Here is a 26697-nt window from a genome sequence, read left to right as displayed (position 1 = left end):
CGGCGGCAGTTGGGACAGAGTGATCCCGTCCGGAGTGCAAGCGCTTTCAGAGCCTTCCCGGCGGATCCCGAGGAGCTGTGTCCCGTGCCGACCACCCGCAGAGCGTTCGGAGCCCTGGCCGCCGGAACCGCCCTGGCGGCCCTCGTTCCCACGGCCACCGCGCACGCCGCGCCCCGTCACCGCCGTCTCGTCGCGCGCGACGACTTCTGTCACGGTCTCGGGCAGTGGGCGACCGAACTCCAGGACGGCGGCACCGTCACCGCCTCCCGCGGCATCCTGGAGATCGACGTGCCGGGCGGCGCGACCGTGTGGTTCAGGCGGCGGCTCGAAGGGCCGTACGTCCTCGAATACACCGCGACCGCCGTCTGTGAGGGCGGGGTCAACGACCGGGTCTCGGACCTCAACAACTTCTGGAACGCGACCGACGTACGCTCCCCGGACGACCTCTTCGCGACTCCGCGCGGCGGCGCCCTCGACGAGTACGACCACCTCACGACGTACTACGCGGGATACGGAGCCAACTACAACACCACGACCCGGCTCCGCCGTTACGTCGGCGAGCCCGGCGTCCGCCCCTTGGTCTTCGACTACACCGAGCCGCTGCTGGTGCCCAACGAGCCGAACCGGGTCCGGATCGTCTCCGACGGCTCGACGGTCCGGTGGTGGAACAACGGGCGGCTCGTCTTCGACCACACCGACCCGCAGCCCTACACGGGCGGCCACTTCGCCTTCCGGACCGTCTGGAGCCATTTCCGGATCAGTCGATTCCGGGTCTGGCGGCTCACCCCGGAACACCCCTGACAAGCGGCGTATTCCGGAGTTGGCGAACACTTTAGGAGTGGGCTATCTCACCGCCCGTCAACCCTTTCCTACGGTCGCGTAGGTCACATTCGAAGGTGAATCATGAGCTGCTGTGGCAGACGATTCGAAGAGTGACAGCAAAGCAGTGATCGGGTCGTACGTGGCGGTGGGGGACAGCTTCACCGAGGGCGTCGGCGATCCCGGGCCCGACGGGTCGTTCGTCGGCTGGGCCGACCGGTTCGCCGTCCTGCTCGCCGACCGCAGGCCCGAGGGCGACTTCCGGTACACCAATCTCGCCGTACGCGGAAAACTCCTCGACCAGATCGTGGCGGACCAGGTTCCGCGGGCCGTCGACATGGCCCCGGACCTCGTCTCGTTCTGCGCCGGGGGCAACGACATCATCCGGCCGGGCACCGACCCCGACGAGGTGGCCGAACGCTTCGAGCGGGCCCTGGCCCGCCTCACCGCCGTGTCCGGCACGGTCATGGTGACGACCGGGTTCGACACCCGTGGCGTGCCCGTGCTCAAGCACCTGCGCGGCAAGATCGCCACGTACAACGGACACGTCCGTGCCATCGCCGACCGGTACGGCTGCCCGGTGCTCGACCTGTGGTCCCTGCGCAGCGTGCGGGACCGCCGGGCCTGGGACGCCGACCGGCTGCACCTGTCGCCCGAGGGACACACGCGGGTGGCGCTCCGAGCCGGCCAGGTGCTCGGCCTCGACGTCCCGGCCGACCCCGAGCAGGAGTGGCCCGCGCTGCCCCCGCGCGGCGCTCTCGACATGCGGCGGGACAACGTCGCCTGGGCGCGCGAGTTCCTGGTCCCGTGGATCGGGCGCCGACTGCGCGGGGAGTCGTCGGGCGACCATGTGACGGCCAAGGGGGCGCTGTCGCCGGACGACATCAGGATGCGGATCGCGTCGGTGGCGTGACAACGGCTCCTGCGTAGCGGCTTCTGCGTAGCGGCTCCTGCGTCTGCGGGCCGCGCCGGCCGGAAACCGGCGCGGCCCGCAGACGTCGCAGCCGTGGGCCGGAGCCCCTTGGTGGCGCTGGTGTGCTGGTCGGGGTCTTCTTGGTGGCGCTGGCGTGCCGGTCGGGGTCTTCTTGGTGGCGCAGGCTCGCCGGTCAGGGGCCCCTCGGTGGCCGTGCCGTGCCGGTCGGGGCCGTGTCCAGGGCGCCGGGCCGCGCTTCCTCCGTCAGGCCCAACTCGCGGGCCAGCGCCTCCTCCACCCACTCCTGCGCCCGCGCTCGCGGCACCGCGCCGGCGTAGGACGTCAGCTGGACGGCGAGGCCGTCGAGGAGGGCGGTGAGCCGCAGGGCCGTGCCGGCCGGGTCCGGGCAGCGGAACTCGCCGGCCGCCACGCCCTCCGCGATGACCTCGGCGAGGGCCGCCTTCCATTGCCGGTCGAGGTCCTGGGCGACCTCCCGCAGCGCGGGATCACGCAGCGCCGCCGCCCAGCCCTCGATCCACAGCCGCCAGCCCTTGGCCTGCCCGGTCGGGGCGTACCACCGCACGGCCGACCGCAGCCGGCGCAGCGCCGGTGAGCGGCGGCCGAGCAGCTTGCGCAGATGTGCCAAATCGCCCTCCGCCGCGTGCCGGAAGGCGGCGGCGACCAGTTGCTCCTTCGAAGAGAAGTGGTAGAGGACCAAGGCGTTGCTCACGCCGAGCGCCGAGGCCACGTCGGCGATCCTGACCGCCGCCACACCCCTTGCCTCGATCTGCTCGATGGCGGCCCGCAGCAGATCCCCGCGCCGCTGGGCCACACTCAACCGGACTCTCGTCACGCCGTCACCCTACCCACGCGCGTGCGGCCCCTCGACGGAGCGTTTCGGCCTGTCCGGGCGGGGCCCGCGACGATTGCCGTCGAGGAGGGCGGGTGCCTCACCGGAACCAGCCGAACCGCTCGGCGATCACCGGCAGCCGGTCCGCCGCGATCGCGTGGGCGGCGGCGCGCGCTGTCGACCCGTCGGCCTGCGCGCGGTCCAGCATCCGCTCGACCAGGGCCCGCATCGAGCGGCGGGTGTGGGTGAACGCCTCCCCGGCGTCGGCGCCGACGTCCCCGAACAGCGTCCACCACCACCAGGCGTTCGTCCCCGAGTTGACCACGACGTCCGGCAGCACGGTCACGCCGCGCGCGGCCAGCAGCACCTCCGCCTCCGGCCGTACGGGCATGTTGGCCGCCTCCACCACCCAGCGGGCGGTGATCCGCTCCTGGTTCGCCGTGTCGATCGCGTACGACACCGCCGCCGGCACCAGCACCTCCGCATCCGCCGACAGCCAGGCGTCGCCGGGCAGTTCGCGGTCGCCGGGGCGCAGAGCGGAACGGTCCACCGTGCCGTGGGCGTCCCGGGCGGCGAGCAGCGACTCGACGTCGAGGCCCGTTTCGTTGGCGATCGTGCCCTTGAGGTCGGCCACGGCCACGACCGTGAGCCCCGCACGCCTCAGGAAGCGGGCGGTGGCCCCGCCCATGGTGCCCAGACCCTGGAGCGCGACGCGCGTCCCCGCGTACGGCACACCGTCCCGGTCGAGAGCGGCCAGGGTCGCCTCGGCCACTCCGCAGCCGCCGACCAGCTCGTCCAGGCCGATGCCGTCGACCTCGACCGCGAACGCGTCCCGCAGGCGCCGCCGGGCCTCGGCCTCGTCGTCCAGCAGCGGATACACGGCCTGGATCGAGGAGACGAGACCCGCCTCGGCGGCGGCCCGGTCGACCAGATCCTGGGTGAGTCCCAGGTCCTCGCCCGTCGTCCAGCAGCTCTCTATGTACGGCCGCATCGCCCGCAGGTAGCGCACCAGCAGCGGGTACGCCTCGGGAGCCCGGGGGTCGCAGTCGATGCCGCCCTTGGCGCCGCCGAGCGGGACGTAGCGGCTCGCCGGGTCGTAGTGCAGGGCCTCCTTCACGGTCATGCCGCGGGCCAGGCCGGTGACCTCGTCCAGGGTGCAGCCCGCGCGCATCCGCAGGCCGCCACTGGCGACCCCGCGCACCAGCCGGTCGACGACCAGGAAGCCCTGCCGTCCCGTGAGGTGATCGGTCCAGGTCAGGGACAGCAGGGGGGTGGCCATACGGGCTCCTTCGCCGCCGGGATACTGAATCACCGGTCAGTATCCACTCCCGTGAGGCCCCTGTGACCCGGTGGTGTCGGAGGGGCCGACCATAATGGAAAGCCTGACCGACTCCACCTGGAGGTACCGTGGCCGGTTTCCGTACCCTGAGCTCCGGGCTCCGTGCGCTTCGGCCCGGGGCGTTCGGCGCGGATCCGAGCGGTGAGCGCATGGCGCGCATCCGCAGATCGCCCCATTTCAAGGACGGGGTCTTCCAGAACCCCGGCGGCCCCGCCCGGACCCGGCCCTCGGGCTCGACCCTGGATTTCGCGAAGGTCTTCTTCGACAAGGACACCCGGCCCCGCCGCGCCCCGAAGGGCACCGTCCCGGTGCACTCCACCACCCTCGCCGACATCGCCAGGCCCCCGGCCACCGGTCTGCGGCTGACCTGGATGGGGCACTCCAGCGTCCTCGCGGAGATCGACGGCCGGCGCGTCCTGTTCGACCCGGTGTGGGGGGAGCGCTGCTCCCCCTTCTCCTTCGCCGGGCCCAAGCGGCTGCATCCCGTGCCCCTGCCGCTGGCCGCGCTCGGCCCGGTCGACGTCGTGGTCATCTCGCACGACCACTACGACCATCTGGACATGCCCACCATCAAGGCGCTCGCGGGCACCGACACGCTGTTCGCCGTGCCCCTCGGCGTCGGCGCGCACCTGGAGCACTGGGGCGTGTCCGCCGGCCGGCTGCGCGAGCTGGACTGGCACGAGACCACCGAGATCGGCGGGATCGGCCTCACCGCCACCCCGGCCCGGCACTTCTGCGGTCGCGGGCTGCGCAACACCCAGCACACCCTGTGGGCCTCCTGGGTCGTCGCCGGGGACGAGCGCCGGATCTACCACAGCGGTGACACCGGCTACTTCGACGGCTTCAAGGAGATCGGCGCCGAGCACGGGCCGTTCGACGCCACGATGATCCAGGTCGGCGCGTACTCCGACTTCTGGCCCGACATCCACATGACGCCCGAGCAGGGCATGCGCGCCCACCTCGACCTCCAGGGCGGCCCGGAGCACGGCCCGATGCTCCCGATCCACTGGGCCACCTTCAATCTGGCGACGCATCCGTGGGCGGACCCCGGCGAGGGGACGCTGGAGGCGGCCCGCGCGGTGGGCGCCGCCGTGGCCCTGCCCCGCCCCGGCGAGCCCTTCGAGCCCACGGCGGAGAACGTGCCGTCCGAGCCGTGGTGGCGTGGGGTGGCGCTTGCTCCGGCCGACGGCCGCGCGGCCGCGCAGGCCCTCACCGGAGCCGGCATCAAGACCGCGTCGGACGCGGCAGCCATGGCCCAGGCCGACACGGTGAGTGACGGTGTCCGTCGGGCCGGCAAGGGTACCGAGGACCCCGAGACGCTCCCGGCGGGCTGACACGGGGCGTACGCCAGACCCACGGCGAGGGCCGGGGAGCGAGAGGCTCCCCGGCCCTCGCCGTCTTTGTGTGACCGCTTCTGACCAGGTCGGATCGAACATGCTTCGTTCGCCGTCGGATGTACGACGGTGTTATCGGTCTGTCGTACGAGACCTCATACCAGAGCGGGACGCTCACCGTATGAGTTTGTCAACTGCCCACCGCACATGATGCTGTGGCGACTACTGTCAGTGGCCGTCGGGAAGCAGGGCGGATCAAGGGAGCGGGGGCCGGCACGTGCAGGCGCAGGGCGGACGAGGGAGTCGACGCGACGGGGATCCCCGCTGCCCGCGCGCCACCGACGCCGGCCAGGGCGCGGCCGGCGACGCGGGTGACAAGGCCACGAACACGGGCGCCGAGGTCACCGACACGGGGTCCCGGGCGGGAGGCACCGTCGCCGTCGTGGGCGGCGCGGGCATGGCCGCGGCCGGCGCTCGTGGTGCCGGGGTCCGCGGCCCGGGCCGGCACGCCGGCCCCGGTGACCCCGCGGCCGGCCGGAAGCGAGGGGAGTCCGGGCGTATGGCACGGGGGGCGCGTAAGCGGCCACGCGAGCCCGGACGCACCCCCGCGAGCCCCCCTGGCAGCCAGGCCCGACGGACCAGTACGAGGACACCGATGTCTCACCTCCGCGCTCCGGCCGCACGCGCAGACCGCCGTGAGGGCGGGCGGCACGGACGGCCCGCCGTCCGCACCGCAACCGCGCTGCCCGAGACCCACATACGGCCCCAGCTGCTGCGTCTCGCGGTGCTGCCCCCGGTAGCCGTCGCCCTCAGCGGCTGCGCCGCCGTCCTGTTCACCGTGCGTTCCACCGGAGCGCGGCCGGGCCTCACCCTGGGGGCCGTGCTCGGCGGCGCCGTCTTCGTGGCCCTCGTCGGCATCGCCGTCGCCGCGGTCGCCGCCAACCGGGCCGCCCGGTCCGTGCGCGACCGCATCGGTGCGCTGCGCCGCAGCACCGCCCGGCGCGAGGCCGACCTGCGCACCCTCGTCGAGACGCTGCGTCGCGGCGACGGGCCGCCCCCACTCGCACCGCAGAGCCGGCCCGGAGGCCCCGCCGAGGACGCCGACGACTTCGACCTCCTCTCCGTCGACCTGTCCCGCGCGCACGACGGCGCCGTCACCGCCGTGGTGCAGGCCTCCCAGCTCTCCAGCCAGGCCGGCAGCGAACAGAAGCTGGAGGTGTTCGTCAACCTCGCCCGGCGCCTTCAGTCGCTGGTGCACCGCGAGATCTCCATCCTCGACGAGCTGGAGAACGAGATGGAGGACCCCGACCTGCTCAAGGGGCTCTTCCACGTCGACCACCTCGCCACCCGCATTCGCCGCCACGCCGAGAACCTCGCCGTGCTCGGCGGGGCCGTCTCCCGCCGCCAGTGGAGCAATCCGGTTTCGATGACCGAGGTGCTGCGCTCGGCGATCGCCGAGGTCGAGCAGTACTCGCGGGTCAAACTGGTGCCGCCGATCGACGGGCAGCTGCGCGGCCACGCCGTCGCCGACGTCATCCATCTCCTGGCCGAACTCGTCGAGAACGCCACGGTGTTCTCCGCCCCGCACACGCAGGTCCTACTGCGCGCCAACCTCGTCACCTCCGGGCTCGCCGTCGAGGTCGAGGACCGCGGACTGGGCATGCCCCTGGAGGAGCAGACGCGGATGAACGCGCTGCTCGCCGACCCCGACCAGGTGAACGTCGCCCGGCTCCTCGCGGACGGCCGCATCGGGTTGTTCGTCGTCTCCCAGCTCGCCCGGCGGCACGGCATCACCGTCCGTCTCCAGACCAACATCTACGGCGGAGTGCAGGCGGTGCTCGTCGTGCCGCAGGCGCTGCTGGGAGCGGAGCCGGGGGCGGGGACGCCCGGGGGAGCGGGGCAGCCGGCGGCGGGAGCGATCGGCCCGACCGGAGCGATCGGCCCGACCGGAGCAAGCGGCCCGACCGGAGCGACCGGAGCGACCGGAGCGAGCGGTACGGATCGTCCAGCCGCGCCGCTGCGGGCGGACGGGCATTCCGGGCATTCCGGGCAGGCCGGGTTGCTCGGGCCGAGAGGGACCGCGAGCCGCCCTGGCACCAGCACCGGTCCGGGCACGTCCCGCGGGCAATCCACGGCCGAGGGCGCCGACTTCGGGATCTCGTCCGTGCCGCTGCCCGTGTCCGGGGCCGAACCCTCCGCCCCGCTCTCCTCACCCTCGGCGTCCCGAGGGCACGAGCAGGAATCCGAAGCAGGCCCGGGCGGGAGTGCGCAAGGCGGCCGGCCCGCGCCCCTGCCCGTGCGCGGGGCCCGTCGGGAGCGTCCCACCCCCGCCGAGGCACGGCCCGGCATCGGTCCCGACGACCGGCGGACCCTCGCCGAGAACGTCACCGAGCCGCCGACCCCACGCAACGGCACCGTGCGCGGCACCATGGGCAAGCCCCAACTGCCCCGCCGCCGCGCCCAGGAGCACATCGTGCCCCAGCTGCGTGACGGCCCGACGCCACGTCAGGATCCCGAACACCTCGTGGGCCACGACCCCGGACTGATGGCGGCCTTCCAGCGCGGCATCAGCCTCGCGGAGGCCCAGCAGAACCTGGAGGCCCGGAACACGGAGTGGGGCGGCACGGACCCCATCCACACGGACCCCATCCACACGGACCCCACCTCCACGGACCTCACCCACATGGGCTCCGCACACATGGCCTCGGCCCACATGGACTCCGCCCGCGTGGACCCGGCCTCCACAGGGCCCGCACACCGGGACCCGATGCCCGTCCGTCCGGTCCACCTGGAGGCGCTCCCCTCGGAGCCGTCCCCCTCGACCAGGCCGGCCTCCGGGTCCCGTTCCGACCACCGCACGACCACCACCCGGCAGGACGGGAGCGCACCCGCCGGATGACCACCCCCCTTCCCACCCCCACCCCCAGCGCTCCCGCAGACCTTCGTACCCCAAGGAGTCGATCCACCATGGCGAGCGATGCGCCGACCGCCCATGTTTCCGATCTCGACTGGCTGATGAGCGGCCTCGTACAGCGCGTACCGCACACGAGTGCCGCCGTGCTGCTGTCCTGCGACGGCCTCGTGAAATCCGTGCACGGCCTCGACCCGGACAGCGCCGACCACATGGCCGCCCTGGCCTCCGGGCTGTACTCACTCGGCCGCAGCGCCGGCGTCCGCTTCGGCGACGGGGGCGACGTGCGGCAGGTCGTCGTCGAGCTCGCCTCGACCCTGTTGTTCGTCACCACCGCCGGTTCCGGCACCTGCCTGGCCGTGCTCGCCGGCCGCGAGGCCGACGCGGCCGTGCTGGGCTACGAGATGGCCATGCTGGTCAAGAGCGTCCGCCCCTACCTGGTGACCGCACCCCGGCAGTCCGTCGAATCCCCGGCGATGAGGCCTTGAGCGTGACGGCGGCCGGTGACGGGCCCTGGCTCGACGACGCGGCCGGGCGGCTGGTACGGCCGTTCACGGTCAGCAACGGCCGCACCCGTCCGACCGTCGCGCTCGACCTCGTGTCGCAGGTGATGGCCACCGGGGCGACCCCCCTCGGCTATCTGGGCCCCGAACACGCGCAGGCGCTCGAACGGTGCCGGGTGCCCGTCGCCGTCGCGGAGGTCGCCGCCCATCTCGAACTGCCGGTGGCCGTCACCAAGGTGCTGCTGGCGGACCTCGTCGACTGCGGGGCGCTGACCACCAAGCCCCCCGCGTTCCACCACAACCCGACGGACCGGGCCCTTCTGGAGGCAGTGCTCGATGGACTACGACGACAGCTCTGACTACACCGACGGACCGGGCCACGGCGCCGACCCGTTCCCCACCGCGCTGAAGATCCTGGTGGCGGGCGGGTTCGGCGTGGGCAAGACGACCTTCGTCGGCGCGGTCAGCGAGATCGCGCCGCTCAGCACGGAGGAACTGCTCACCACCGTCAGCGCCGCGACCGACAACCTCGACGGCATCGAGAACAAGGTCGAGACGACCGTGGCCATGGACTTCGGCCGCATCACCCTCGACCCGGAACACGTGCTGTACCTGTTCGGCACGCCCGGACAGGAGCGCTTCTGGTTCATGTGGGACGAGTTGTGCGAGGGCGCACTCGGCGCGGTCATCCTCGCCGACACCCGCCGGCTCCAGGAGTGTTTCGCCGCCGTCGACTTCTTCGAACAGCGCGGCCTCGGATTCATCATCGCCGTCAACGAGTTCGACGGCGCCTACCGCTACGACCCCGAGGAGGTGCGCGGCGCGCTGGACCTGTCCGCTGACGTTCCGGTCGTGTGCTGCGACGCGCGGATCTCCAGCTCCGGAGTCCAGACCCTGCTGACTCTGGTACGCCATCTCATCGCCCATACCCCGGCCCCTGCAACGGAGTACGGCGCCCACATGTGACCCCTTCACACCCGCCACGGAGTTCATATATGACGCAAGCCCACAGCCCAGGAGCTCGCCCATGACCTACGACCCGCCACGCCCGGCCGGTCGTCTGCTGCTCACACCCGAGGACAAGGAGGCTCCCGCCCGCACCCGCCGTCTGCGCCGGCTGGATCTGGGGGAGCGCCCCGAACCCGCTCTCGACGCCTTCGCACACCGCCTCGCCGAGCTCACCGGGGCGCCGTACGCCATGGTCAACCTCCCCGACGAGCACGGGCAGTTCTACGCCGGCCTGTGCGTGCCGGCCATCGCGCCGGTGGTGCGCAGCGACGGCACCAGCCCGCGCCTCGGCCGCTCCCTGCCCCGCGACCACGGCTTCTGCCCCCATGTGGTGGCACGCCGCAAGGCGCTCGTCCTGGAGGACGTCGGCGACTACCCGCGGTTCGCGGGCAACCCGGTGGTCGACGAGTTCGGCATCCGCTCCTACCTGGGGGCGCCGCTCCTCGACGGCACCGGCCTGGTGCTGGGCACAGTCAGCGTCGCGGACGTCGAACCGCGCCCCTGGGGGAAGCCCGGGCTGACCGCGATCAAGGAGCACGCCGCGCTGCTCGTCGCGGAACTGGAGAGCCGGGACGGCCTGCCGCCCTACTGAAGCCCGGGCTTCCCGCGGGAACCCCGAGGGCGTGAAGGAAAGCTGAGGCGGCGCTTAAGAAATCCTCGATGGACCGGTCGGCCGCCGTGCGGCAGATTGCACTGCGATCCCACTCCTCTCCCGGCCCAGGGGTTCCTTCGGAGTGCCCGGAGCCGGGACTCACCCCCAGGAGCCGTAGCGGTGAAGGCGCTGGTCAAGCAGAAGGCGGAACCCGGGCTGTGGCTCGCGGACGTCCCCGAGCCCACCGTCGGGCCCGGCGACGTCCTCATCAAGGTGCTGCGCACCGGCATCTGCGGCACCGACCTGCACATCCGTGCCTGGGACGGCTGGGCCCAGCAGGCGATCAGCACCCCGCTCGTGGTCGGGCACGAGTTCGTCGGCGAGGTCGTCGAGACCGGGCGCGACGTCACCGACATCGGCATCGGCGACCGGGTCAGCGGCGAGGGCCACCTGGTGTGCGGCAAGTGCCGCAACTGCCTGGCCGGGCGCCGGCACCTGTGCCGGGCCACCGTCGGTCTCGGCGTGGGCCGGGACGGGGCGTTCGCCGAGTACGTCGCCCTGCCCGCCGCCAACGTCTGGGTGCACCGGGTGCCCGTGGACCTCGACGTGGCCGCGATCTTCGACCCGTTCGGCAACGCCGTGCACACCGCGCTGTCCTTCCCGCTCGTCGGCGAGGACGTCCTGATCACCGGCGCGGGCCCCATCGGCCTGATGGCCGCCGCGGTGGCCAAGCACGCCGGCGCGCGCAACGTCGTGATCACCGACGTCAGCCCGGAGCGGCTGGAGCTGGCCCGCAAGATCGGTGTCAGCCTCGCGCTCGACGTCTCCGGCTCCGGCATCGCCGACGGGCAGCGCACGCTCGGACTGCGCGAGGGCTTCGACATCGGCCTGGAGATGTCCGGCCGTCCCGAGGCCATGCGCGACATGATCGCCAACATGACGCACGGTGGCCGGATCGCGATGCTCGGCCTGCCCGCCGAGGAGTTCCCCGTCGACTGGTCCCGCGTCGTCACCTCGATGATCACCATCAAGGGCATCTACGGCCGCGAGATGTTCGAGACCTGGTACGCCATGTCGGTCCTGCTGGAGGCCGGCCTGGACCTCGCGCCCGTCATCACCGGCCGCTACGGTCACCGCGACTTCGAGGCGGCGTTCGAGGACGCGGCGAGCGGCCGCGGCGGCAAGGTCATCCTCGACTGGACCGCGTAACTCCCTGCCACCGTAAGCACCTTAGGAGCTTCCCTCATGTTCGACTCCGTGCGCGACGACCTGCGCGCCACCCTCGACGAGATCCGCGCCGCCGGCCTGCACAAGCCCGAGCGAGTGATCGGCACCCCGCAGTCCGCGACCGTCGGCGTCACCGCGGGCGGCCGTCCCGGCGAGGTCCTCAACTTCTGCGCCAACAACTACCTCGGTCTCGCCGACCACCCCGAGGTCGTCGCCGCCGCCCACGAGGCCCTGGACCGCTGGGGCTACGGCATGGCCTCCGTCCGCTTCATCTGCGGCACCCAGGAGGTGCACAAGGAGCTGGAGGCGCGCCTGTCCGCCTTCCTCGGCCAGGAGGACACGATCCTCTACTCCTCCTGCTTCGACGCCAACGGCGGCGTGTTCGAGACCCTGCTCGGCCCGGAGGACGCGGTCATCTCCGACGCGCTCAACCACGCCTCCATCATCGACGGCATCCGCCTGTCCAAGGCGCGCCGGCTGCGCTACGCCAACCGCGACCTGGCCGAGCTGGAAGCCCGCCTCAAGGAGGCCTCCGACGCGCGCCGCCGCCTGATCGTCACCGACGGCGTCTTCTCCATGGACGGCTACGTCGCCCCGCTGCGCGAGATCTGCGACCTCGCCGACCGCTACGACGCGATGGTCATGGTCGACGACTCCCACGCGGTCGGCTTCGTCGGCCCCGGCGGCCGGGGCACGCCAGAACTGCACGGCGTCATGGACCGCGTCGACATCGTCACCGGCACTCTCGGCAAGGCACTCGGCGGCGCCTCCGGCGGCTACGTCGCCGCCCGCGCCGAGATCGTCGCCCTGCTGCGCCAGCGCTCCCGGCCGTACCTGTTCTCCAACACCCTCGCCCCCGTGATCGCGGCGGCCTCCCTGAAGGTCCTCGACCTGCTGGAGGCGGCGGACGACCTGCGCGTCCGGCTGGCCGAGAACACGGCCCTGTTCCGCCGCCGCATGACCGAGGAGGGCTTCGACGTCCTCCCCGGCGACCACGCCATCGCCCCGGTGATGATCGGTGACGCGGCGGTCGCCGGCCGCATGGCGGAGCTGCTGCTGGAGCGCGGCGTCTACGTCATCGGCTTCTCCTACCCGGTGGTGCCGCAGGGCCAGGCCCGGATTCGCGTCCAGCTGTCGGCCGCGCACTCCACGGACGACGTCAACCGCGCGGTCGACGCCTTCGTGGCGGCCCGGGCCGAGCTGGAGGGCTGACCCGCAGCACCCGGTGCATTTGAGACAATCGATCGCATGATCGAAGCGCGGCGGCTCCACATCCTCCGGGCGGTGGCCGACCACCGTACGGTGACGGCGGCTGCCGCCGCGCTCTACCTCACCCCGTCGGCCGTCTCCCAGCAGCTCGCCGCCCTGGAGCAGGAGACCGGCCACCGGCTCGTCGAGCGCGGCGCCAAGGGCGTACGGCTCACCCCCGCCGGTGAGATCCTGCTCAACCACACCAACGCGGTCCTCGCCCAGCTGGAGCGGGCCGAGGCCGAGCTCGCCGCCTACAGCTCCGGAGCGGCCGGCACCGTCACGGTGGCTTCCTTCGCCACCGGCATCGCCCTGGTCGTCGCGCCCGCCGTGGCCGGCCTCGCCCGGTCGGCGCCCGGGATCCGCATCCGCGTCCAGGACGCCGAGGGCGACGCCAGCCTGCCGATGGTGCTGGACCGGCAGGTCGATGTCGCCGTCGCCGTCGAGTACCGCGGGGCGCCGCCCGCCGACGACCCGCGCCTGACCCACGTCCCGCTGTACGCCGAGCCCTTCGACGCGGTCGTCCCGGTCACCCACCGCCTGGCCGACGCGGCCGAGGTGCCGCTCGCCGACCTGGCCAAGGACCCGTGGATCGGCCAGTACCCCGGCAACCCCTGCCACGACGTGGTCATCCTGGCCTGCGAGAACGCCGGTTTCCAGCCCCGCATGGAGCACTGTTCGGACGACTTCCGCGCGGTCGTCGCCCTCGCCTCGGCCGACGCGGGCGTCGCCCTGGTGCCGCGCTCGGCGCTGCGCGGCATGGACCTCACCGGGGTGGTCGTACGCCCCGTCGACGGAACGGCCCCGACGCGCCGGGTCTTCGCCGCCGTCCGCAGGGGAGCCGAGGAGCACCCCCTCATCCGCCCGGTGCTGGACGCGCTCGGCGCCGCGGCCCGGGTGTGAGCGGCCCGTAACACCTCCGTCTCATATCCGGGATAGCGTCCCGGATATGGGAAACGACGAGACGGACCCCGTCGACGCGCGGCTGGGCGCACGCCTGGCCGAGCTGCGGACCGAACACGGCTGGTCCTTGGGCGAGTTGGCGGAGCGCAGTGGCGTGAGCCGGTCCACCCTGTCGCGGGCCGAGCGGGCGGAGACCAGCCCGACGGCATCGCTCCTGAACCGCCTGTGCGCCGTCTACGGGCGCACCATGTCCCAGCTGCTCAGCGAGGTCGAGGCGGAACCGGAGGCCGTGCTCCGCTCCGCCGGGCAGCCCGTCTGGCAGGACAGGACGTCCGGCTTCGTCCGGCGGTCCGTGTCACCCCCGCACCCCGCCCTGCGCGGCGAACTGGTCGAGGCCCGCCTCGCACCCGGCGCCGACCTCGCCTACGACCGTCCGCCCGTGGCCGGTCTCGAACAGCACATCTGGATCCTGGAAGGGGCTCTCGACGTGACCGAGCAGGACACCGAACACCACCTCGCCACCGGGGACTGCCTGCGGATGCGGGTGTGGGGCCCGACCCGGTTCCGGTGCGCCGCTCCCGAGGGCGTCCGGTACCTGCTGGCGGTGGTGCGGCCGTGATCCTCCTGGACGCAGCACAACTACTGCAACACGCTGGGGAGTTGGCGGATCTGCTGGCCGGCACCGTGAACGGTGGTGCCTCGGTCGGCTTCCTCGCCCCGCTCGGCAGCGCGCAGGCCCTGTCCTGGTGGGAGGACCGGGCCGAGGACGTCGCGGCGGGGCGGCTCGCCGTCTGGGCGGCGCTCGACGGGGACCGGGCCCTCGGCACGGTGAGCCTGGCCTTTCCTTACAAGGCCAACAGCCGTCACCGCGCCGAGCTCGTGAAGCTGATGGTGCACCCGGACGCCCGCGGGCGCGGCCTCGGCCGCGGGCTCCTGACCACGGCGGAGGAGGCCGCCGCGGCGGCGGGCATCACCCTCCTGCACCTGGACACCGAGACCGGCAGCCCCGCCGAGCGGCTGTACCGGTCCGCCGGCTGGACCCCGGCCGGCGCGATCCCCGACTACGCGGCGGACCCGGGCGGAGTGCTGCGCCCGACGACGATCTACTACAAGCACGTACCGGCAGCAGCTCTCACCAGGTGATTGTCGGTGGGAGCCGATACCGTGCCAGCCATGCCGGATGCCGAAGACGTACGACGGATCGCCCTGTCCCTGCCGGACACGACGGAGAAGATCGCCTGGAACATGCCCACGTTCCGCGTCGCGGGCAAGATGTTCGCCACCTTGCCGGAGGACGAGACCTCCATCGCCGTGCGCTGCCCCAAGGAGGAGCGCGACGAACTGGTGCTCGCCGAGCCGGGGAAGTTCTGGATCGCCGACCACGAGTCCCAGTTCGCCTGGGTGCGGGCCCGGCTCGAAGCCATCGAGGACGAGGGCGAGCTGCGGGACATCCTCGCCGACTCCTGGCGCCAGGCGGCCCCGACCCGGCTCCTCGACGCCCACCCCCGGCTCGGCCTGCCGGCGCAGTGACGCCCGCCCGGTCTCACACCCGCACGGCCGCTCCGACGAAGCCCCCGATGCGCTCCCGCAGCGACCGGGCGTCGAGACCGTGGGCGGCGACATGCTCCTCCGGCTGCCCGTACCGCCGCAGCTCGCGACGGCCCACGCCCAGTCCGAGGATCCGGTGCGGCACATCCGCCAGTGCGTCGTTCGCTGCGGCCGTCGAGGTGCCCGCCAGGTAGGGCTCGACGAGGACGACGTCCGTCCCGGCCCTCTCGGTGGCCCGCCGCAGGGCGGCGCCGTCGAAGGGGCGGACGGTGGTGGCGTAGAGGACGGTGACGTCCAGCCCCTCGGTGGCGGCGAGGACGGCGTCGAGCATGGGCCCGACGGCGACCACGACACCGGAGCGCCCCTCCCGGACGGTATGGAAGCGCTCCCCGTCGACCGGCAGGGCCCGGCCGTTGGACTGCACGGACAGGCGGACGTACACCTTGTCGTCCCCCGCGGCGACCGCGTGCCGCAGCAGCGTCTCGGCCTCGTCCGGGTGTCCCGGCACATGGACGGTCCAGCCGTCCAGGGTGTCGAGCAGCGCCACGTCGCCCGGCGCCATGTGGGTGTAGCCCCCGGCCGGCCAGTCGAAGGAGGCGGCGGCGCTCACCAGCACCGCCCCCGCGTCCTGGTGCCCGAGATCCAGCTTGACCTGCTCGAAGGGCCGCTCCACGAGGAAACTGGCGAAGGTGTGCACGACGGGCCGCAGCCCCGTCAGCGCCAGCCCCGCCGCCGCCCCGACCAGGAGCTGCTCGCGGATGCCGACGTCGACGACCCGGCCGGGATGGCGGCGGGCGGCCCCCGCGAAGCCGTCCGTGCCGATCGCGGCCAGGACCACGGCGACCCGGGGGTCCTCGTCGAGGAGCCGGGAGACGACAGGGGCGAAACGGTCACGCATGGTGTCCATGGGAAGGGGTTCCTTTCGCTGTGGTGCTCAGGCGGACTTCGGCTCGACCCGGGCCACGACCACGTGCGGGCGGCCCGGGTGCGGGGCGGTGAAGGCGGCGTACAGGGCGTCGTGGTCACGGCCGTCGACGGTCAGCGCGGACCAGCCCGCCGCCTCGAAGCGGGCGGCGATCCCGCCGGGCCGCGCGTAGGTGGCGGAGGAGTTGTCCACGACGACGGTGTGCAGCCGGTCGAGCCCGGCGGGCCCGGCGAAGGCGATCGCCTCGTGGTTGCTGCCCTCGTCCAGCTCCGCGTCCCCGATCAGCGTCCACACCCGCGGCTCGTCGAGCCCCTGGGCGCGCAGCCCCAGGGCCGTGCCGACTGCGATCGGCAGCCCGTGGCCCAGGGATCCGCTGCCGATCTCGGCCCCCGGCACGAGCGTCCGGTCCGGGTGGTGGCCGAGCGGGGAGTCGTACGAGCCGAAGCCGGGCAGCCACTCCACCGGCAGGAACCCCTTGGCGGCCAGTACGGCGTAGTACGCCATCGGTCCGTGCCCCTTCGACAGCAGGAACCGGTCCCGCCCCGGGTCCTGCCGGCCCTCCGGGCTCACCCGCAGCACGCGGTCGTAGAGGACCCACAGCACGTCCAGCGTGGACGTCGCGGCCGGGCCGTGCTTCTCGTCGCCGGTCATCAGGCCCATCAGCCCCGGCAGATCGGCATAGGTGTACGTGTGCGTCAGCGTCGTGTCGGTCATGACGACGAGCGTGCAACCTCAACCAAGCTTGAGGTCAAGCACGTCCCGGAAACGGATGCGCGATCAGCGGTGCGAGTGCGGTATTGTTTCCCTGCACGTTCGGCCGGGGGAATCCCCAGGTCAGACGGGCGACGGGACGTGGCGCAGCTTGGTAGCGCACTTGACTGGGGGTCAAGGGGTCGCAGGTTCAAATCCTGTCGTCCCGACAGCATCGATCAGCGGGTCTGCCGATATCGGCAGACCCGCTGATCGCGTTCAGGGGAAGTGGTCGGCCGGCGTCAGCCACCACCGTCCAGGTCGTCGCGCCGGCGCACGACCTCCAGCTCATGGCCGTCGAGCCGCATCTCGTACGGCTTGCCGCGGGCGTACTGAACAGGTAGTACCCGCCGTCCCACGCGTGCACCTCCGGCGCTCACGCGCCGTCCGTGGCCCGGATTCCCTCCTGTCCGGCCGTCAGGAAGACCACCACCGGCGGCGTCCAGTCGCGCAGGTCACGGCTGCGGTAGACCATCGTGCCGGTGCCGCCCACACCCGACACCGAGGGAACGTCGGACGTGTACAGGTGGTAGCTGTGCGTCGCGTCGTCGGCGACGACGAACGGGTCGTGCAGCGGCATGTCGGGAAGCCGCATCGGCGGAGGTCCTTTCCCGACCGTCCGGGACGGTCAGATCATGCAGCCCGCATGCGCCAGCGCCTGCTTCAGCAGCACCCCGTGCCCGCCCGGCATCTCGCTCTGCACCGCCTCAGAGACGGCGTCCTGCGGGCTGAACCACACCAGGTCGAGGGCGTCCTGCCGGGGCCGGCAGTCGCCCGACACCGGCACGATGTAGGCGAGGGACACCGCGTGCTGGCGCGGATCGTGGTACGGCGTGATCCCCTGAGTGGGGAAGTACTCCGCGACCGTGAACGGCTGGAGCGACGCCGGGACCCGGGGCAGCGCGACCGGGCCGAGGTCCTTCTCCAGATGGCGCAGGAGGGCGTCGCGGACGCGTTCGTGATGCAGCACGCGGCCGGAGACGAGCGTCCGGCTGACCGTACCGTCCGGCCCGATGCGCAGCAGCAGGCCGACACTGGTGACTTCGCCGCTGTCGTCGACGCGGACCGGGACGGCCTCGACGTACAGGATCGGCATGCGGGCGCGTGTCATCTCCAGTTCGTCGGAGGTCAGCCAGCCGGGCGTGGTTTCGGTCATGTCAGACATTGCTTGATCATACTTTCAGCCGTTCGGACTTCCTGGGTAGCCGCTCCTGGAGAACTGTGACCGGCCACACGCCTGTTCAATCGTCCTCCGGCCCTTCGGTCTCCAGCCGGTAGACCCGCAGGGCGTTGTCCCGCCCCGCCCACCGGGCGAACCGCAGTGCGTCCGGCAGGGCCAGTTCGTCGGCGTCCACCCGCTCCTGGAGCAGGCCCGCCAGGCCCTGCCGGAAGGCGAGCGCCCCGAGGTGGTGGAACTCGGGCACACCGTAGGCGTCGGAGCTGTACAGGAGTTTGCGGAACGGTGTGATCTCCAGGGCCTCCGCGAGGACCGCACCGGCCCGGGCGGGACCGACGTAGTGCAGGGCGAGGCCGACGTCGAGGTACACCTGCTCGAAGACCGCCGCGAGGTAGGCGGCCTGTCGCTGGTAGGGCCAGCAGTGCAGGAGCAGGACGGGGATCGTGCCGGCGGTGAGGTGCAGCCAGTCCGTGAGGAGGGCCGGGTCGGCGCGGTGCAGCCGGATGTCGTTGTCGCCGAACCCGGTGTGCAGCTGGAGCGGCAGGCCCAGGTCGACGGCCGTCCACAGCAGGTGCCGTACGAGGACCGGGTCGTCCAGACGCCCGCCCCGTGCGAGCCAGTGCCGGGCGGCCTCGGTGACCTCCGCGTCCGAGGGGCGGGCCGGGTCGAGACCGAAGCCGGTGCGGTAGGCCGCCACCGACTTCACGGCCACCACGCCGGGCCGCCGCCCGGCCTCCAGCGCGGCCGCACCGAAGGCCGTGGCGTACGCGGCCGGTTCGACCCCGGCGGCCCGCACCGACTCCGCGACGCCCTCCAGCCGTACGACCTCGTACGCCGTCCCGCCCGCGGCCGCCGCGATGTCACCCGGCGTGGTGATCTGCTCGGGGACGTAGCCGGTGTCGACGCAGAAGACGTCCGTGCGCGCGGCGCGCAGGAAGCGGCGCTGCACCTCGCGCCAGCCCAGATCCGAGCGGCGGGCGAGGTACTCCTCCGCGGGGGCGTGCCGGGGCAGGTCGAGCAGCGGAGCGCAGTGACGGCGCACGGCCACGCCCACAGGGCTGTCGAAGGGCGAGACGCCCGGCCACACCTCACCCTCCGTGATGAGGGACTCGAAGGCCTCACGGCCGAGGTCGGCCGTGACGGTGCCGTGGCAGTGGTGGTCGACCAGCCGCACGGAGTCGAGCGCCTCGCGGACCGCTCCCATGTCAGTACTTCCAGCGGTACGCCGCCGCCACCCGGTCGTCGTCCAGCCCGGCCACGGACGCCGCTTCTCCCCGCCGCACGGCGATCACCGCGTCGGCCAGGACCGGGCCGAGGGCCGCCCGCAGGACGTCGTCCGCGCGGAACTCCTCGACGGCCCGCTCCAGCGACACCGGCAGCCGCCGCACACCCCGGGCGGCCGCCTCCGCCTCGCCCAGGCCGGCCGGATCGCCGGTGGTCTCGTCCGGCAGGGCGGCGGACGACGTCAGGCCGTCCAGCCCGGCGGCGATCAGGGAGCCGATCGCGAGGTAGGGGTTGGCGGCCAGGTCGACGGGCTTGATCTCCAGGTTGGCCGCCCGGTCGCGCAGGCCCGCGGTGCCAGTGACGACGCGCAGCGCCGTCTCCCGGGTCTCACGGCCCCAGGCCGTGAACACGCCGGCCCACTGGGAGGGCCTGAGCCTCAGATAGCTGGCGGGACTCGGGGCGGTGACGGCCGTGAGACCGGGCAGGTGGGCGAGGACGCCGGCCGTGAGCGACTCCGCCTCGGCCGTCATGCTGTACCTGCCCCCGCCCCCCGCGTGCAGATTGACCCCGTCACGCCATGCGGACAGGTGGACGTGCCCGCCGTTGCCGACGCCCCGGCCCACGACGGCCGGAGCGAAGGAGACCCGCAATCCGTGCCGCTGGGCCACCGCCCGCACGGTCTGCCGGACGAGCACGCTGCGGTCGGCCGCCGCGACCGGGTCGACGGCACCCACCGAGATCTCGAACTGCCCGGCCGCGTACTCGGGATGGACCTGCTCGACGTCGATGCCCTGGGCCGCACACGCCGCCAGCACGTCGGCGGTGTAATCGCCCAGCTCGACCTGCCGGGCCGCCCCGTACGCCGGGCCGGTCGTCGCGGGCACGAACGTGTCGCCGGGGGCGTCGCCCCGGGCCACGGTCCACTCGACCTCGATGGCGGCCCTGAAGGTGAGGCCGTGCCGCTCGGCCGCCTCCGTGACCGTGCGGCGCAGGAACGTGCGGGTGCAGCCGGGATGCCGCTGCCCGTCCTGGGTGACGCGGTCCACCGGCGCCCAGGCCCAACCGGGCTGCCCGGCCAGGACGACGAGCCGGTCCAGGTCCGGGTAGAGGCGCAGATCGCCGTCGGGGGAGCCGAGGACGTCGGTGGTGACGATGGAGTCGTTCGCCAGGAACGTGTCGAACACCGGCGACATGCCGACGCCCCAGGCTGCCGCGGCGGCGAGCCGGGCCGTCGGAACGGTCTTCACCCGGCCGATGCCCGCGGTGTCGACGTAGGCCAGCACCACACCGTGCACGCCCCGGCCGGCGAGCTCGCCGCTCAGCGCGGTGGCCCGCTCGACATCGCCGGGACGGCCGCCGGGTACGGGATCGGCCAGGGTGGTCATACGTCCTCCGCGGTTGTCCTGGTTCCTCTCCGGCGAAGGCGGCGCCGTCAGGGCTTCACGGCCACCGCGCCGTACTGCGGCACCAGCACGCCCGCTCCGGGCTCGGCCCGCCACTGCCCGCACGACACCATGCCGGGTTCGAGCACCTCAAGGCCCTCGAAGAACGCGGCGATGTCCGCGCCGCTGCGGGCGGTGATCGGAGGAGTGGCGTTCTCGTTCCAGAACTTCATGGCCGGGATCTGGCCCGCGCCGCCGAGCTCGTCGTCGAAGGTGGGGTGGGTGAGGACGAGGAAGCTGCCGGACGGCACCGCGGCCATCACCCGGCGCACGATGTCACGGGCCTTCTCGACGTCGAGGACGAAGTTGAGGATGCCGAGCATCATCACGGCGACGGGCCGGGTGAAGTCGAGGGTGTGCCCCGCCCGTTCGAGGATGGCGTCCGGATCGTGCACATCGGCGTCGATGTAGGCGGTGACACCGTCGTGGGTGCCGGTGAGCAGGGTGCGGGCGTGCACCAGCACGATCGGGTCGTTGTCGACGTAGACGATGCGGGAGTCGGGCGCGAGCCGCTGGGCGATCTCGTGGGTGTTGTCCGCCGTCGGCAGTCCCGTGCCGATGTCGAGGAACTGCCGCACTCCGCGCTCGGCGGCGAGGAACGACACGGCCCGGCCGAGGAAGTCCCGGTCCGCCCGGGCGATGTCGCGGATGACCGGGAACATGCCGGCGACCTGCTCGCCGACCTGCTGGTCGACCTCGTAGTTGTCCTTGCCGCCGATCCAGAAGTTCCACACGCGGGCGTTGTGCGCCACACCGGTGTTCAGTCTCGCCGACCCTCCCGAAGGGGTGTGGCCATCACTCACGACGCGTCCTCTCCTCGCCCGCCCGACCGCAACCGGTCGTCGCCGCCATTGTGCCGCTCCGATGATCACGCTGTCCCGGGAATCGGCGGAGCGGGCACGGCGGTCGGCGCCGGCGGCTCGCAGGGAGTCGATCGCCGTCCGGGACGGCTCAGTTGGGGCTCGGGGCGGGCGACTTCCCGGCCAGGACGTCCTTGAGCCGCTGGGTGCCCTGCTGCACGGCCTGCTGCGCGGAGTCGTTCTCGTCCCCGTCGAGCCCGCCCGCCGTGACGGTGATCGCGTCGTCCCCGACGCGCACGGCGGCGACGTCCAGGGTCAGCGTCGCGTCGTCGCCGCCGGCTGAGCCCTGCACCGTCACGCGCAGCCCCTGACGGGCGTCCCCCACCTTGGGCAGCGAGATCTCGATGACCTGGACGGTGCGCTTCTCGCTGCCGTCGGTCACGGTGAACTGGTCGCACTTCTCCGGCAGGGTGCCCAGCCAGTTCAGGGAGTCCTGCGGGTCGGTCCGGTCGTAGGAGGCGACCTGGTACAGCAGGCGGGAGTCGCCCTGCTGGAAGCCGCGCAGCTCGGACGCGCCCGAGGGCCTGCCCAGCAGATCGTCGTCGAACAGCGAGTCCAGGAGCCGCTGGCAATCGGACGCCTGGGCCTTGGCGGTGAGGAAGTCGGAGACGTCGACGGTGCCGATGAGCAGGCTGTCGTGCCAGTTCTCCGCCTCCGTGTCCTTCACCTGCGTCCAGTCGTCCTCGATGTCCGCCTCGGTGATCAGCGCGGTCCGGGCGCCGTCCGTGGAGAGGGTGGCGGTGGGAGAGGGGGTCTGCCGCTGTCCCGCGACCTGTGACGCGGTGACGCCCCGGACGCGCGAGCCGTCCGTGCCGCCGTCGTCCGAGCAGGCGGCGGTGCACAGCAGCGTGCCTGCCGCCAGGGCGGGGGAGAGAACGCGGACGAGCCGGGACGGACGACGGGTCATCGGGAGTGCCTCCTGGGAACGTGACGCGTGTCCTCAGCGCATCACCGGCGCCGGGAGCCCACCACCGGCGCCGGACCGTTCGGGTGAGCGCCGCCGGGGGTGCCCGGCGGTCACGCTCCGGGCCGGGCCTGCCCGTTCTGCCAGGCCCAGGCCGCGATCTCGACGCGGTTCCGGGCGGCCGGCTTGAGCTGGACGCTGGACAGGTGCGTCTTGACCGTGGACAGGGAGACGTACAGTTCCGCCGCGATCTCGGCGTTGGTGCGGCCGAGGGCGACCAGGCGCACGACGTCCAGTTCCCGCTCGGTCGTCGTAGGTGGTGACCACGACCACCCGCAGGGGGTCGGCGACGCCGGGGCCGGCGAGCAGCCGGGTCGCCTCCAGGCCGTCCAGCTTCGGCATCCGGATGTCCAGCAGGCACACGTCCGGCCGCTCGCTGCGGGCCAGCGCGAGGGCCTCCTCGCCGTCGCGTGCCTCGGCGACCACGGTGATGTCCGGCTGGGCGTCGAGGAAGAAGCGGAACCCGGTGCGCACCATGTCCTGGTCGTCCGCGATGAGCACCCGGCTGGGACCGCCGGAGCGGGGGGCGGCGCCGGCCGGGCCCGGCGGGACGGGGGGCGTCATGGGTCGATCACGTCTCAGGGGAACCGGGGGCGGGGTCAGCGCCCGGACGTCGAGGTGACGGGGGGCGGGGTCAGCGCCCGGACGTCGAGATGACGGGGGCGGGGTCAGCGCCCGGACGTCCGGGTGACGGAGCCGCTGTCGGCCCGGACGACGCGCACGGGGATGTCGACGTCCCGCTCTTCGCCGCCCCTGCCGGTGCAGGTGATCATCGCCCCGGCCACCGCCTTCGGAGCGGTCGGGCAGGACACGGCCACCGCCTTCGGACCGGTCGGGCAGGACACGTCCGTGAGCTTCCCGCCGAGCCAGGCAGCGCGTGGTACCTGCTCGCGGTGCGGCCCGCGACGATGTCCGCCGCCAGGACCCGGTGACCGCCCACCGTCACCGAGGAGTGCCGGTCCAGCTCGCTGGTGGACTCGGTGCCGGCCGGCAGCTGCGTGCCGACCGCCCCGACGGCCACCAGGGCAGGGGGACCGGGGTGGCAGGGGCGAGCGGTGTTCCCGGCGGGGAAGCAGGGGCGGCTGGACTTCTGGCGTCGGGACCTCCGTCCGCTGTTCAATGAGGCTGCACGCCTTGCGCACACCGCCCGAGCAGAGGAGCCGCCCGTGTCCGCCGCCGTCGTACCGCCCCTCGGCGCGCGCATCCGGCAGGCGCGTCTGGAGCGCGGTACGAGCCTGCGCGCGCTGGCCCGTCAGGTCGGTGTGTCGCCGAGTCTCGTGTCGCAGATCGAGACGGGCAAGAGCCAGCCGTCGGTCAGCACGCTGTATGCCATCACGACGGCCCTGGGCATCTCCGTCGAGTCCCTCTTCGACATCCGGGACAGCGCCGTCGCGTCCTCGCCCGAGGCGGCACCCGGCACCGTGCCGCATGCCCTGGCCGCCCTCGCCGCCGAGCCGGGGCGGCGGATCGGGCCGCTGGTCGGCGCGGGCGGGCGCGAGACGCTGGAGCTGGACTCGGGGGTCGTGTGGGAGCGCCTCGGGCGGGTGCCGGGCGCGGAGACCGGCTTCCTGCTGGTGACGTACCGGCCAGGCGGCTCCTCCTCCGGCTCCGGCGCGCTGATGCGGCACCCGGGCACGGAGTACGGCTACCTCACCTCCGGTGAGCTGGTCCTCACCCTCGGATTCGAGGAGTACACGCTGCGGCCGGGCGACTCCGTCTGCTTCGAGTCGACGACACCCCACCGCTACCGCAACGATGGAGAGGTACCGGCGGTGGGCGTCTGGTTCGTGTCCGGCGATGTTCAGTGACACTTGACACCCATCGCACACGGGCGTTCACTCCGGAGTGGGGGTGGTCGCCATGGCGATCCGCACATACGGCCCCAACGCCGTCGACTGGGAAGAGCGCATCGACCCGGACCGGCTGCGCGGGCAGCGGCTGGCCCGGCTGCACGAGTCCCTGAACCGCTCAGGCCTGGGCGCGGTGCTCGGCTTCGACTTCGCCAACATCCGCTACATGACGGCCACCCACATCGGCACCTGGGCCATGGACAAGCTGATCCGCTTCGCCCTGCTGGTGCGCGACGGACAACCGGTCGTCTGGGACTTCGGCTCCGCCGCCCGCCACCACCAGCTGTACAACCCGTGGCTCGACTACAGCGACGGCAAGGGTGGCCCGCCCACCGGAGCCCGGGCCGGCATCTCCACCCTGCGCGGCGCCTTCCACCCGGACGCCGGGATCGCCGAGGACGTGGCCGCCAAGATCGCCGCCGAGCTGCGCGAGCACGGGCTGGCGGGCGAACCCCTCGGCGTCGACGTCGCCGAGATGCCGGTCCTCGCCGCGCTGCGCGCCGAGGGCATCGACGTCGTCGACGGGCAGCAGGTCTTCCTGGAGGCCCGCCGCATCAAGACCGGCGACGAGATCGCCCTGCTCACCCAGGCCTGCGCCATGGTCGACGCGGCGTACGAGGAGCTGTACGGGTACCTGCGCCCGGGCGTGCGCGAGAACGAGTGCGTCGGCGTGGTCAGCAAGGTCCTCTACGACCTCGGCAGCGAGTACGTCGAGGGCGTCAACGCCATCTCGGGCGAACGCTGTTCACCGCATCCGCACGTCTACAGCGACCGGCTGATCCGCCCCGGCGACCCGGCGTTCTTCGACATCCTGCACAGCCACCTCGGCTACCGCACCTGCTACTACCGCACGTTCGCCGTGGGCAGCGCCTCGCGGGCGCAGCGGGACGCGTACGTGCGCTGCCGCGCGTACATGGACGAGGCGATCGCGCTCGTCCGGCCCGGTGCGACCACCGCCGACATCGTCCGGGTGTGGCCGCGCGCCGAGGAGTTCGGCTTCGCCGACGAGACCGCGGCATTCGCCCTCCAGTACGGCCACGGCGTCGGCCTGTCGATCTGGGAGAAGCCGATCTTCAGCCGGCTGGTCTCCCTCGACCACCCCGAAGTCCTGGAAGAGGGCATGGTGTTCGCCCTGGAGACGTACTGGCCGGCCGCCGACGGCTGGTCCGCCGCCCGGATCGAGGAGGAACTGGTCGTCACCGCCGACGGTTGCGAGGTCATCACCAAGTTCCCCGCCGACGAACTGCTGGTGGCCGGGCGCAAGTACTGGACGGTGGGCGGCGAGCTGAACACCCGGCGCGAGGCGCAGTCCCACCTCAACACCGGGGACCGTGCGCGGGCGGACGGAGGCGAGCGCTCACACGCGCACACCACGGACCGCCCGCGGACGACCGGCCGGGACCGCTGATGGACGCCGCCGCGCTCCTCGACCGGTACGAGCGGATGAACGTCATCCGCCGCACGGAGAAGGCCGCTCACGACCTGTTCCTGCGGGGCCTGGTGAAGGGCACCACGCACCTGGCCGCCGGGCAGGAGGCGATCGCCGTGGGGGCGAGCGCCGCCCTGCGCCCGGACGACTATGTGTTCGCCACCTACAGGGGCCACCACCACGCCCTCGCCCGGGGCGCCACCCCCGAGGAGTGCCTCGCCGAGCTGATGAGCCGGGCGACGGGGCTGTGCAAGGCCAAGGGCGGCTCCATGCACCTGACCAAGGCGGCCACCGGCATGCTCGGCTCGTACGCCATCGTCGGCTCCCATCTCCCGATGGCGGTGGGCGCGGGATGGTCGGCCCGGTTGCGCGGCACCGAGCAGCTCGCGGTCGCCTTCTTCGGCGACGGCGCGACCAACATCGGCGCCTTCCACGAGTCGCTCAACCTGGCCGCCGTGTGGAAGCTGCCGGTGCTGTTCGTGTGCGAGAACAACCTGTACATGGAGTACACGCCGATCGCCGACGTCACGGCCGTGCCCCGCCCCGCCGCCGACCGGGCCCCCGCCCACGGCATCCCGGGCGAGGTCGTGGACGGCAACGACGTCGTCGCGGTCGAGGAGGCGGTGGAGCGGCTCGCGCGGCGGGCCCGGGCCGGAGACGGGCCCGCCGTGCTGGAGGCCGAGACGTACCGGCACTACGGCCACAGCCGCGCCGACCCGGCGTCCTACCGCCCGCCCGAGGAGGTCGAACGCTGGCTGAAGCACGACCCGTTGGCCCGGTCGTCGACCCGTCTGCGCGCACAACGCCTCTTGCTGCCATTCGAGTTCGGGCGAGGTGATCGTGTCGATGTGCATGACCGGAAGCGTTGCGGGCAGTGAAAA

General features: G+C 72.9%; 27 protein-coding genes, 1 tRNA gene and 2 pseudogenes. 18 read left to right on the top strand and 12 right to left on the bottom strand.

The window, feature by feature from the left end:
- The first annotated feature begins 84 nt into the window (after positions 1-84).
- Both AB0E85_RS10785 and AB0E85_RS10780 read left to right on the top strand, forming a co-directional pair.
- The gene (locus tag AB0E85_RS10785; RefSeq protein ID WP_361924778.1) at positions 85-801 is read left to right on the top strand and encodes a DUF6250 domain-containing protein; all 717 of its coding nucleotides are present in this window, start codon (positions 85-87) and stop codon (positions 799-801) included.
- 145 nt (positions 802-946) lie between these two features.
- Entirely contained in the window at positions 947-1732 is a 786-nt protein-coding gene (locus AB0E85_RS10780) for an SGNH/GDSL hydrolase family protein (protein ID WP_361925036.1), read from the top strand.
- Positions 1733-1925: 193 nt separating this feature from the next.
- Here the strand turns inward: AB0E85_RS10780 and AB0E85_RS10775 are convergent, their stop codons facing one another.
- Complete coding sequence (locus AB0E85_RS10775; RefSeq protein ID WP_361924776.1) at positions 1926-2585, bottom strand: TetR/AcrR family transcriptional regulator; 660 nt, start codon at positions 2583-2585, stop codon at positions 1926-1928.
- A 97-nt stretch (positions 2586-2682) separates the two neighbouring features.
- Positions 2683-3861 (bottom strand): Glu/Leu/Phe/Val dehydrogenase dimerization domain-containing protein, encoded by a 1179-nt coding sequence (locus AB0E85_RS10770; protein WP_361924774.1) that lies wholly within the window; start codon positions 3859-3861, stop codon positions 2683-2685.
- 128 nt (positions 3862-3989) lie between these two features.
- On the opposite strand from AB0E85_RS10770, the gene AB0E85_RS10765 reads away from it, so the two are divergent.
- The 12 genes from AB0E85_RS10765 (at position 3990) to AB0E85_RS10710 (ending at position 15177) form a co-directional block, all read left to right on the top strand.
- Entirely contained in the window at positions 3990-5255 is a 1266-nt protein-coding gene (locus AB0E85_RS10765) for an MBL fold metallo-hydrolase (RefSeq protein ID WP_361924772.1), read from the top strand.
- Between the two features lie 655 nt (positions 5256-5910).
- Positions 5911-8154, top strand: a complete 2244-nt coding sequence (locus AB0E85_RS10760; RefSeq protein ID WP_361924770.1) for an ATP-binding protein — start codon at positions 5911-5913, stop codon at positions 8152-8154.
- A gap of 68 nt (positions 8155-8222) precedes the next feature.
- Positions 8223-8654 (top strand): roadblock/LC7 domain-containing protein, encoded by a 432-nt coding sequence (locus AB0E85_RS10755; protein WP_031135180.1) that lies wholly within the window; start codon positions 8223-8225, stop codon positions 8652-8654.
- 2 nt (positions 8655-8656) lie between these two features.
- Positions 8657-9028 (top strand): DUF742 domain-containing protein, encoded by a 372-nt coding sequence (locus tag AB0E85_RS10750; RefSeq protein WP_359630657.1) that lies wholly within the window; start codon positions 8657-8659, stop codon positions 9026-9028.
- On the top strand, positions 9006-9635 hold the full coding sequence (locus tag AB0E85_RS10745) for an ATP/GTP-binding protein (protein ID WP_361924767.1): 630 nt from the start codon (positions 9006-9008) through the stop codon (positions 9633-9635). The genes AB0E85_RS10750 and AB0E85_RS10745 overlap by 23 nt, the downstream gene beginning before the upstream one ends.
- Positions 9636-9696: 61 nt before the next feature.
- On the top strand, positions 9697-10269 hold the full coding sequence (locus AB0E85_RS10740; protein ID WP_361924765.1) for a GAF domain-containing protein: 573 nt from the start codon (positions 9697-9699) through the stop codon (positions 10267-10269).
- Between the two features lie 180 nt (positions 10270-10449).
- Positions 10450-11478, top strand: a complete 1029-nt coding sequence (tdh, locus tag AB0E85_RS10735; RefSeq protein WP_361924763.1) for an L-threonine 3-dehydrogenase — start codon at positions 10450-10452, stop codon at positions 11476-11478.
- A gap of 36 nt (positions 11479-11514) precedes the next feature.
- Complete coding sequence (locus AB0E85_RS10730) at positions 11515-12708, top strand: glycine C-acetyltransferase (protein ID WP_361924761.1); 1194 nt, start codon at positions 11515-11517, stop codon at positions 12706-12708.
- 36 nt (positions 12709-12744) lie between these two features.
- Positions 12745-13647 (top strand): LysR family transcriptional regulator, encoded by a 903-nt coding sequence (locus AB0E85_RS10725; protein ID WP_184852357.1) that lies wholly within the window; start codon positions 12745-12747, stop codon positions 13645-13647.
- Positions 13648-13693: 46 nt separating this feature from the next.
- Positions 13694-14266 (top strand): XRE family transcriptional regulator, encoded by a 573-nt coding sequence (locus AB0E85_RS10720; RefSeq protein WP_361924758.1) that lies wholly within the window; start codon positions 13694-13696, stop codon positions 14264-14266.
- Positions 14267-14307: 41 nt separating this feature from the next.
- The gene (locus AB0E85_RS10715; RefSeq protein ID WP_361924756.1) at positions 14308-14790 is read left to right on the top strand and encodes a GNAT family N-acetyltransferase; all 483 of its coding nucleotides are present in this window, start codon (positions 14308-14310) and stop codon (positions 14788-14790) included.
- Positions 14791-14820: 30 nt separating this feature from the next.
- On the top strand, positions 14821-15177 hold the full coding sequence (locus AB0E85_RS10710; RefSeq protein ID WP_361924754.1) for an MmcQ/YjbR family DNA-binding protein: 357 nt from the start codon (positions 14821-14823) through the stop codon (positions 15175-15177).
- Between the two features lie 13 nt (positions 15178-15190).
- Here the strand turns inward: AB0E85_RS10710 and AB0E85_RS10705 are convergent, their stop codons facing one another.
- Together AB0E85_RS10705 and AB0E85_RS10700 are read right to left on the bottom strand one after the other, a co-directional pair.
- Complete coding sequence (locus tag AB0E85_RS10705) at positions 15191-16102, bottom strand: transketolase C-terminal domain-containing protein (RefSeq protein ID WP_361924752.1); 912 nt, start codon at positions 16100-16102, stop codon at positions 15191-15193.
- A 27-nt stretch (positions 16103-16129) separates the two neighbouring features.
- Entirely contained in the window at positions 16130-16834 is a 705-nt protein-coding gene (locus AB0E85_RS10700) for a transketolase (protein ID WP_361924749.1), read from the bottom strand.
- Positions 16835-16966: 132 nt separating this feature from the next.
- Between AB0E85_RS10700 and AB0E85_RS10695 the strand changes: the two genes are divergently transcribed.
- Positions 16967-17040: transfer RNA gene (locus AB0E85_RS10695), tRNA-Pro, on the top strand.
- A 209-nt stretch (positions 17041-17249) separates the two neighbouring features.
- On the opposite strand, the pseudogene AB0E85_RS10690 reads toward AB0E85_RS10695, so the two are convergent.
- The 8 genes and pseudogenes from AB0E85_RS10690 to AB0E85_RS10655 all read right to left on the bottom strand — a co-directional run.
- Positions 17250-17465 (bottom strand): annotated as a pseudogene (locus AB0E85_RS10690) (glycoside hydrolase); the annotation flags it as partial.
- A gap of 33 nt (positions 17466-17498) precedes the next feature.
- The gene (locus AB0E85_RS10685; protein WP_361925033.1) at positions 17499-18026 is read right to left on the bottom strand and encodes an NUDIX hydrolase family protein; all 528 of its coding nucleotides are present in this window, start codon (positions 18024-18026) and stop codon (positions 17499-17501) included.
- Positions 18027-18111: 85 nt separating this feature from the next.
- Positions 18112-19251: an amidohydrolase family protein gene (locus AB0E85_RS10680; RefSeq protein WP_361924747.1), complete on the bottom strand. Its 1140-nt coding sequence runs from the start codon at positions 19249-19251 to the stop codon at positions 18112-18114.
- Position 19252: 1 nt separating this feature from the next.
- Positions 19253-20656: a glutamine synthetase family protein gene (locus AB0E85_RS10675; protein ID WP_361924745.1), complete on the bottom strand. Its 1404-nt coding sequence runs from the start codon at positions 20654-20656 to the stop codon at positions 19253-19255.
- Between the two features lie 47 nt (positions 20657-20703).
- Positions 20704-21516 carry an SAM-dependent methyltransferase gene (locus tag AB0E85_RS10670; protein ID WP_361924743.1) on the bottom strand — a complete coding sequence of 271 codons (813 nt, stop codon included), beginning with the start codon at positions 21514-21516 and terminating at the stop codon, positions 20704-20706.
- A gap of 148 nt (positions 21517-21664) precedes the next feature.
- Positions 21665-22480, bottom strand: a complete 816-nt coding sequence (locus AB0E85_RS10665) for a hypothetical protein (RefSeq protein WP_361924741.1) — start codon at positions 22478-22480, stop codon at positions 21665-21667.
- A 110-nt stretch (positions 22481-22590) separates the two neighbouring features.
- Positions 22591-23014: pseudogene (locus tag AB0E85_RS10660) on the bottom strand (response regulator transcription factor).
- Between the two features lie 191 nt (positions 23015-23205).
- Positions 23206-23382, bottom strand: coding sequence for a hypothetical protein (locus tag AB0E85_RS10655; RefSeq protein ID WP_361924739.1), 177 nt, complete (start codon positions 23380-23382; stop codon positions 23206-23208).
- A 321-nt stretch (positions 23383-23703) separates the two neighbouring features.
- On the opposite strand from AB0E85_RS10655, the gene AB0E85_RS10650 reads away from it, so the two are divergent.
- From AB0E85_RS10650 to AB0E85_RS10640, 3 genes are read left to right on the top strand one after another with little or no spacing between them, the layout of a single operon-like run.
- Complete coding sequence (locus tag AB0E85_RS10650; RefSeq protein ID WP_361924737.1) at positions 23704-24345, top strand: cupin domain-containing protein; 642 nt, start codon at positions 23704-23706, stop codon at positions 24343-24345.
- 52 nt (positions 24346-24397) lie between these two features.
- Positions 24398-25795: a Xaa-Pro peptidase family protein gene (locus AB0E85_RS10645; RefSeq protein WP_361924735.1), complete on the top strand. Its 1398-nt coding sequence runs from the start codon at positions 24398-24400 to the stop codon at positions 25793-25795.
- Positions 25795-26694, top strand: coding sequence for a thiamine pyrophosphate-dependent dehydrogenase E1 component subunit alpha (locus AB0E85_RS10640; RefSeq protein ID WP_361924732.1), 900 nt, complete (start codon positions 25795-25797; stop codon positions 26692-26694). Before AB0E85_RS10645 ends, AB0E85_RS10640 begins: the two co-directional genes overlap by 1 nt.
- Positions 26695-26697: the final 3 nt, after the last annotated feature.

The organism is Streptomyces sp. NPDC029044 (assembly GCF_040637495.1).
In the GTDB taxonomy this organism is placed as follows: domain Bacteria; phylum Actinomycetota; class Actinomycetes; order Streptomycetales; family Streptomycetaceae; genus Streptomyces.
Note: the sequence above shows the minus strand (reverse complement) of the source record. Positions and strands in the feature narration are given on the sequence as shown.

What these genes read in the sequence shown, in the direction of transcription:
- AB0E85_RS10770 (WP_361924774.1), bottom strand. Translation starts at nt 3,861, where the DNA reads ATGGCCACCCCCCTGCTGTCCCTGACCTGGACCGATCACCTCACGGGA.
- AB0E85_RS10760 (WP_361924770.1), top strand. Translation starts at nt 5,911, where the DNA reads ATGTCTCACCTCCGCGCTCCGGCCGCACGCGCAGACCGCCGTGAGGGC.
- AB0E85_RS10755 (WP_031135180.1), top strand. Translation starts at nt 8,223, where the DNA reads ATGGCGAGCGATGCGCCGACCGCCCATGTTTCCGATCTCGACTGGCTG.
- AB0E85_RS10745 (WP_361924767.1), top strand. Translation starts at nt 9,006, where the DNA reads ATGGACTACGACGACAGCTCTGACTACACCGACGGACCGGGCCACGGC.
- AB0E85_RS10740 (WP_361924765.1), top strand. Translation starts at nt 9,697, where the DNA reads ATGACCTACGACCCGCCACGCCCGGCCGGTCGTCTGCTGCTCACACCC.
- AB0E85_RS10730 (WP_361924761.1), top strand. Translation starts at nt 11,515, where the DNA reads ATGTTCGACTCCGTGCGCGACGACCTGCGCGCCACCCTCGACGAGATC.
- AB0E85_RS10725 (WP_184852357.1), top strand. Translation starts at nt 12,745, where the DNA reads ATGATCGAAGCGCGGCGGCTCCACATCCTCCGGGCGGTGGCCGACCAC.
- AB0E85_RS10720 (WP_361924758.1), top strand. Translation starts at nt 13,694, where the DNA reads ATGGGAAACGACGAGACGGACCCCGTCGACGCGCGGCTGGGCGCACGC.
- AB0E85_RS10710 (WP_361924754.1), top strand. Translation starts at nt 14,821, where the DNA reads ATGCCGGATGCCGAAGACGTACGACGGATCGCCCTGTCCCTGCCGGAC.
- AB0E85_RS10705 (WP_361924752.1), bottom strand. Translation starts at nt 16,102, where the DNA reads ATGGACACCATGCGTGACCGTTTCGCCCCTGTCGTCTCCCGGCTCCTC.
- AB0E85_RS10700 (WP_361924749.1), bottom strand. Translation starts at nt 16,834, where the DNA reads ATGACCGACACGACGCTGACGCACACGTACACCTATGCCGATCTGCCG.
- AB0E85_RS10685 (WP_361925033.1), bottom strand. Translation starts at nt 18,026, where the DNA reads ATGACCGAAACCACGCCCGGCTGGCTGACCTCCGACGAACTGGAGATG.
- AB0E85_RS10680 (WP_361924747.1), bottom strand. Translation starts at nt 19,251, where the DNA reads ATGGGAGCGGTCCGCGAGGCGCTCGACTCCGTGCGGCTGGTCGACCAC.
- AB0E85_RS10675 (WP_361924745.1), bottom strand. Translation starts at nt 20,656, where the DNA reads ATGACCACCCTGGCCGATCCCGTACCCGGCGGCCGTCCCGGCGATGTC.
- AB0E85_RS10665 (WP_361924741.1), bottom strand. Translation starts at nt 22,480, where the DNA reads ATGACCCGTCGTCCGTCCCGGCTCGTCCGCGTTCTCTCCCCCGCCCTG.
- AB0E85_RS10645 (WP_361924735.1), top strand. Translation starts at nt 24,398, where the DNA reads ATGGCGATCCGCACATACGGCCCCAACGCCGTCGACTGGGAAGAGCGC.
- AB0E85_RS10640 (WP_361924732.1), top strand. Translation starts at nt 25,795, where the DNA reads ATGGACGCCGCCGCGCTCCTCGACCGGTACGAGCGGATGAACGTCATC.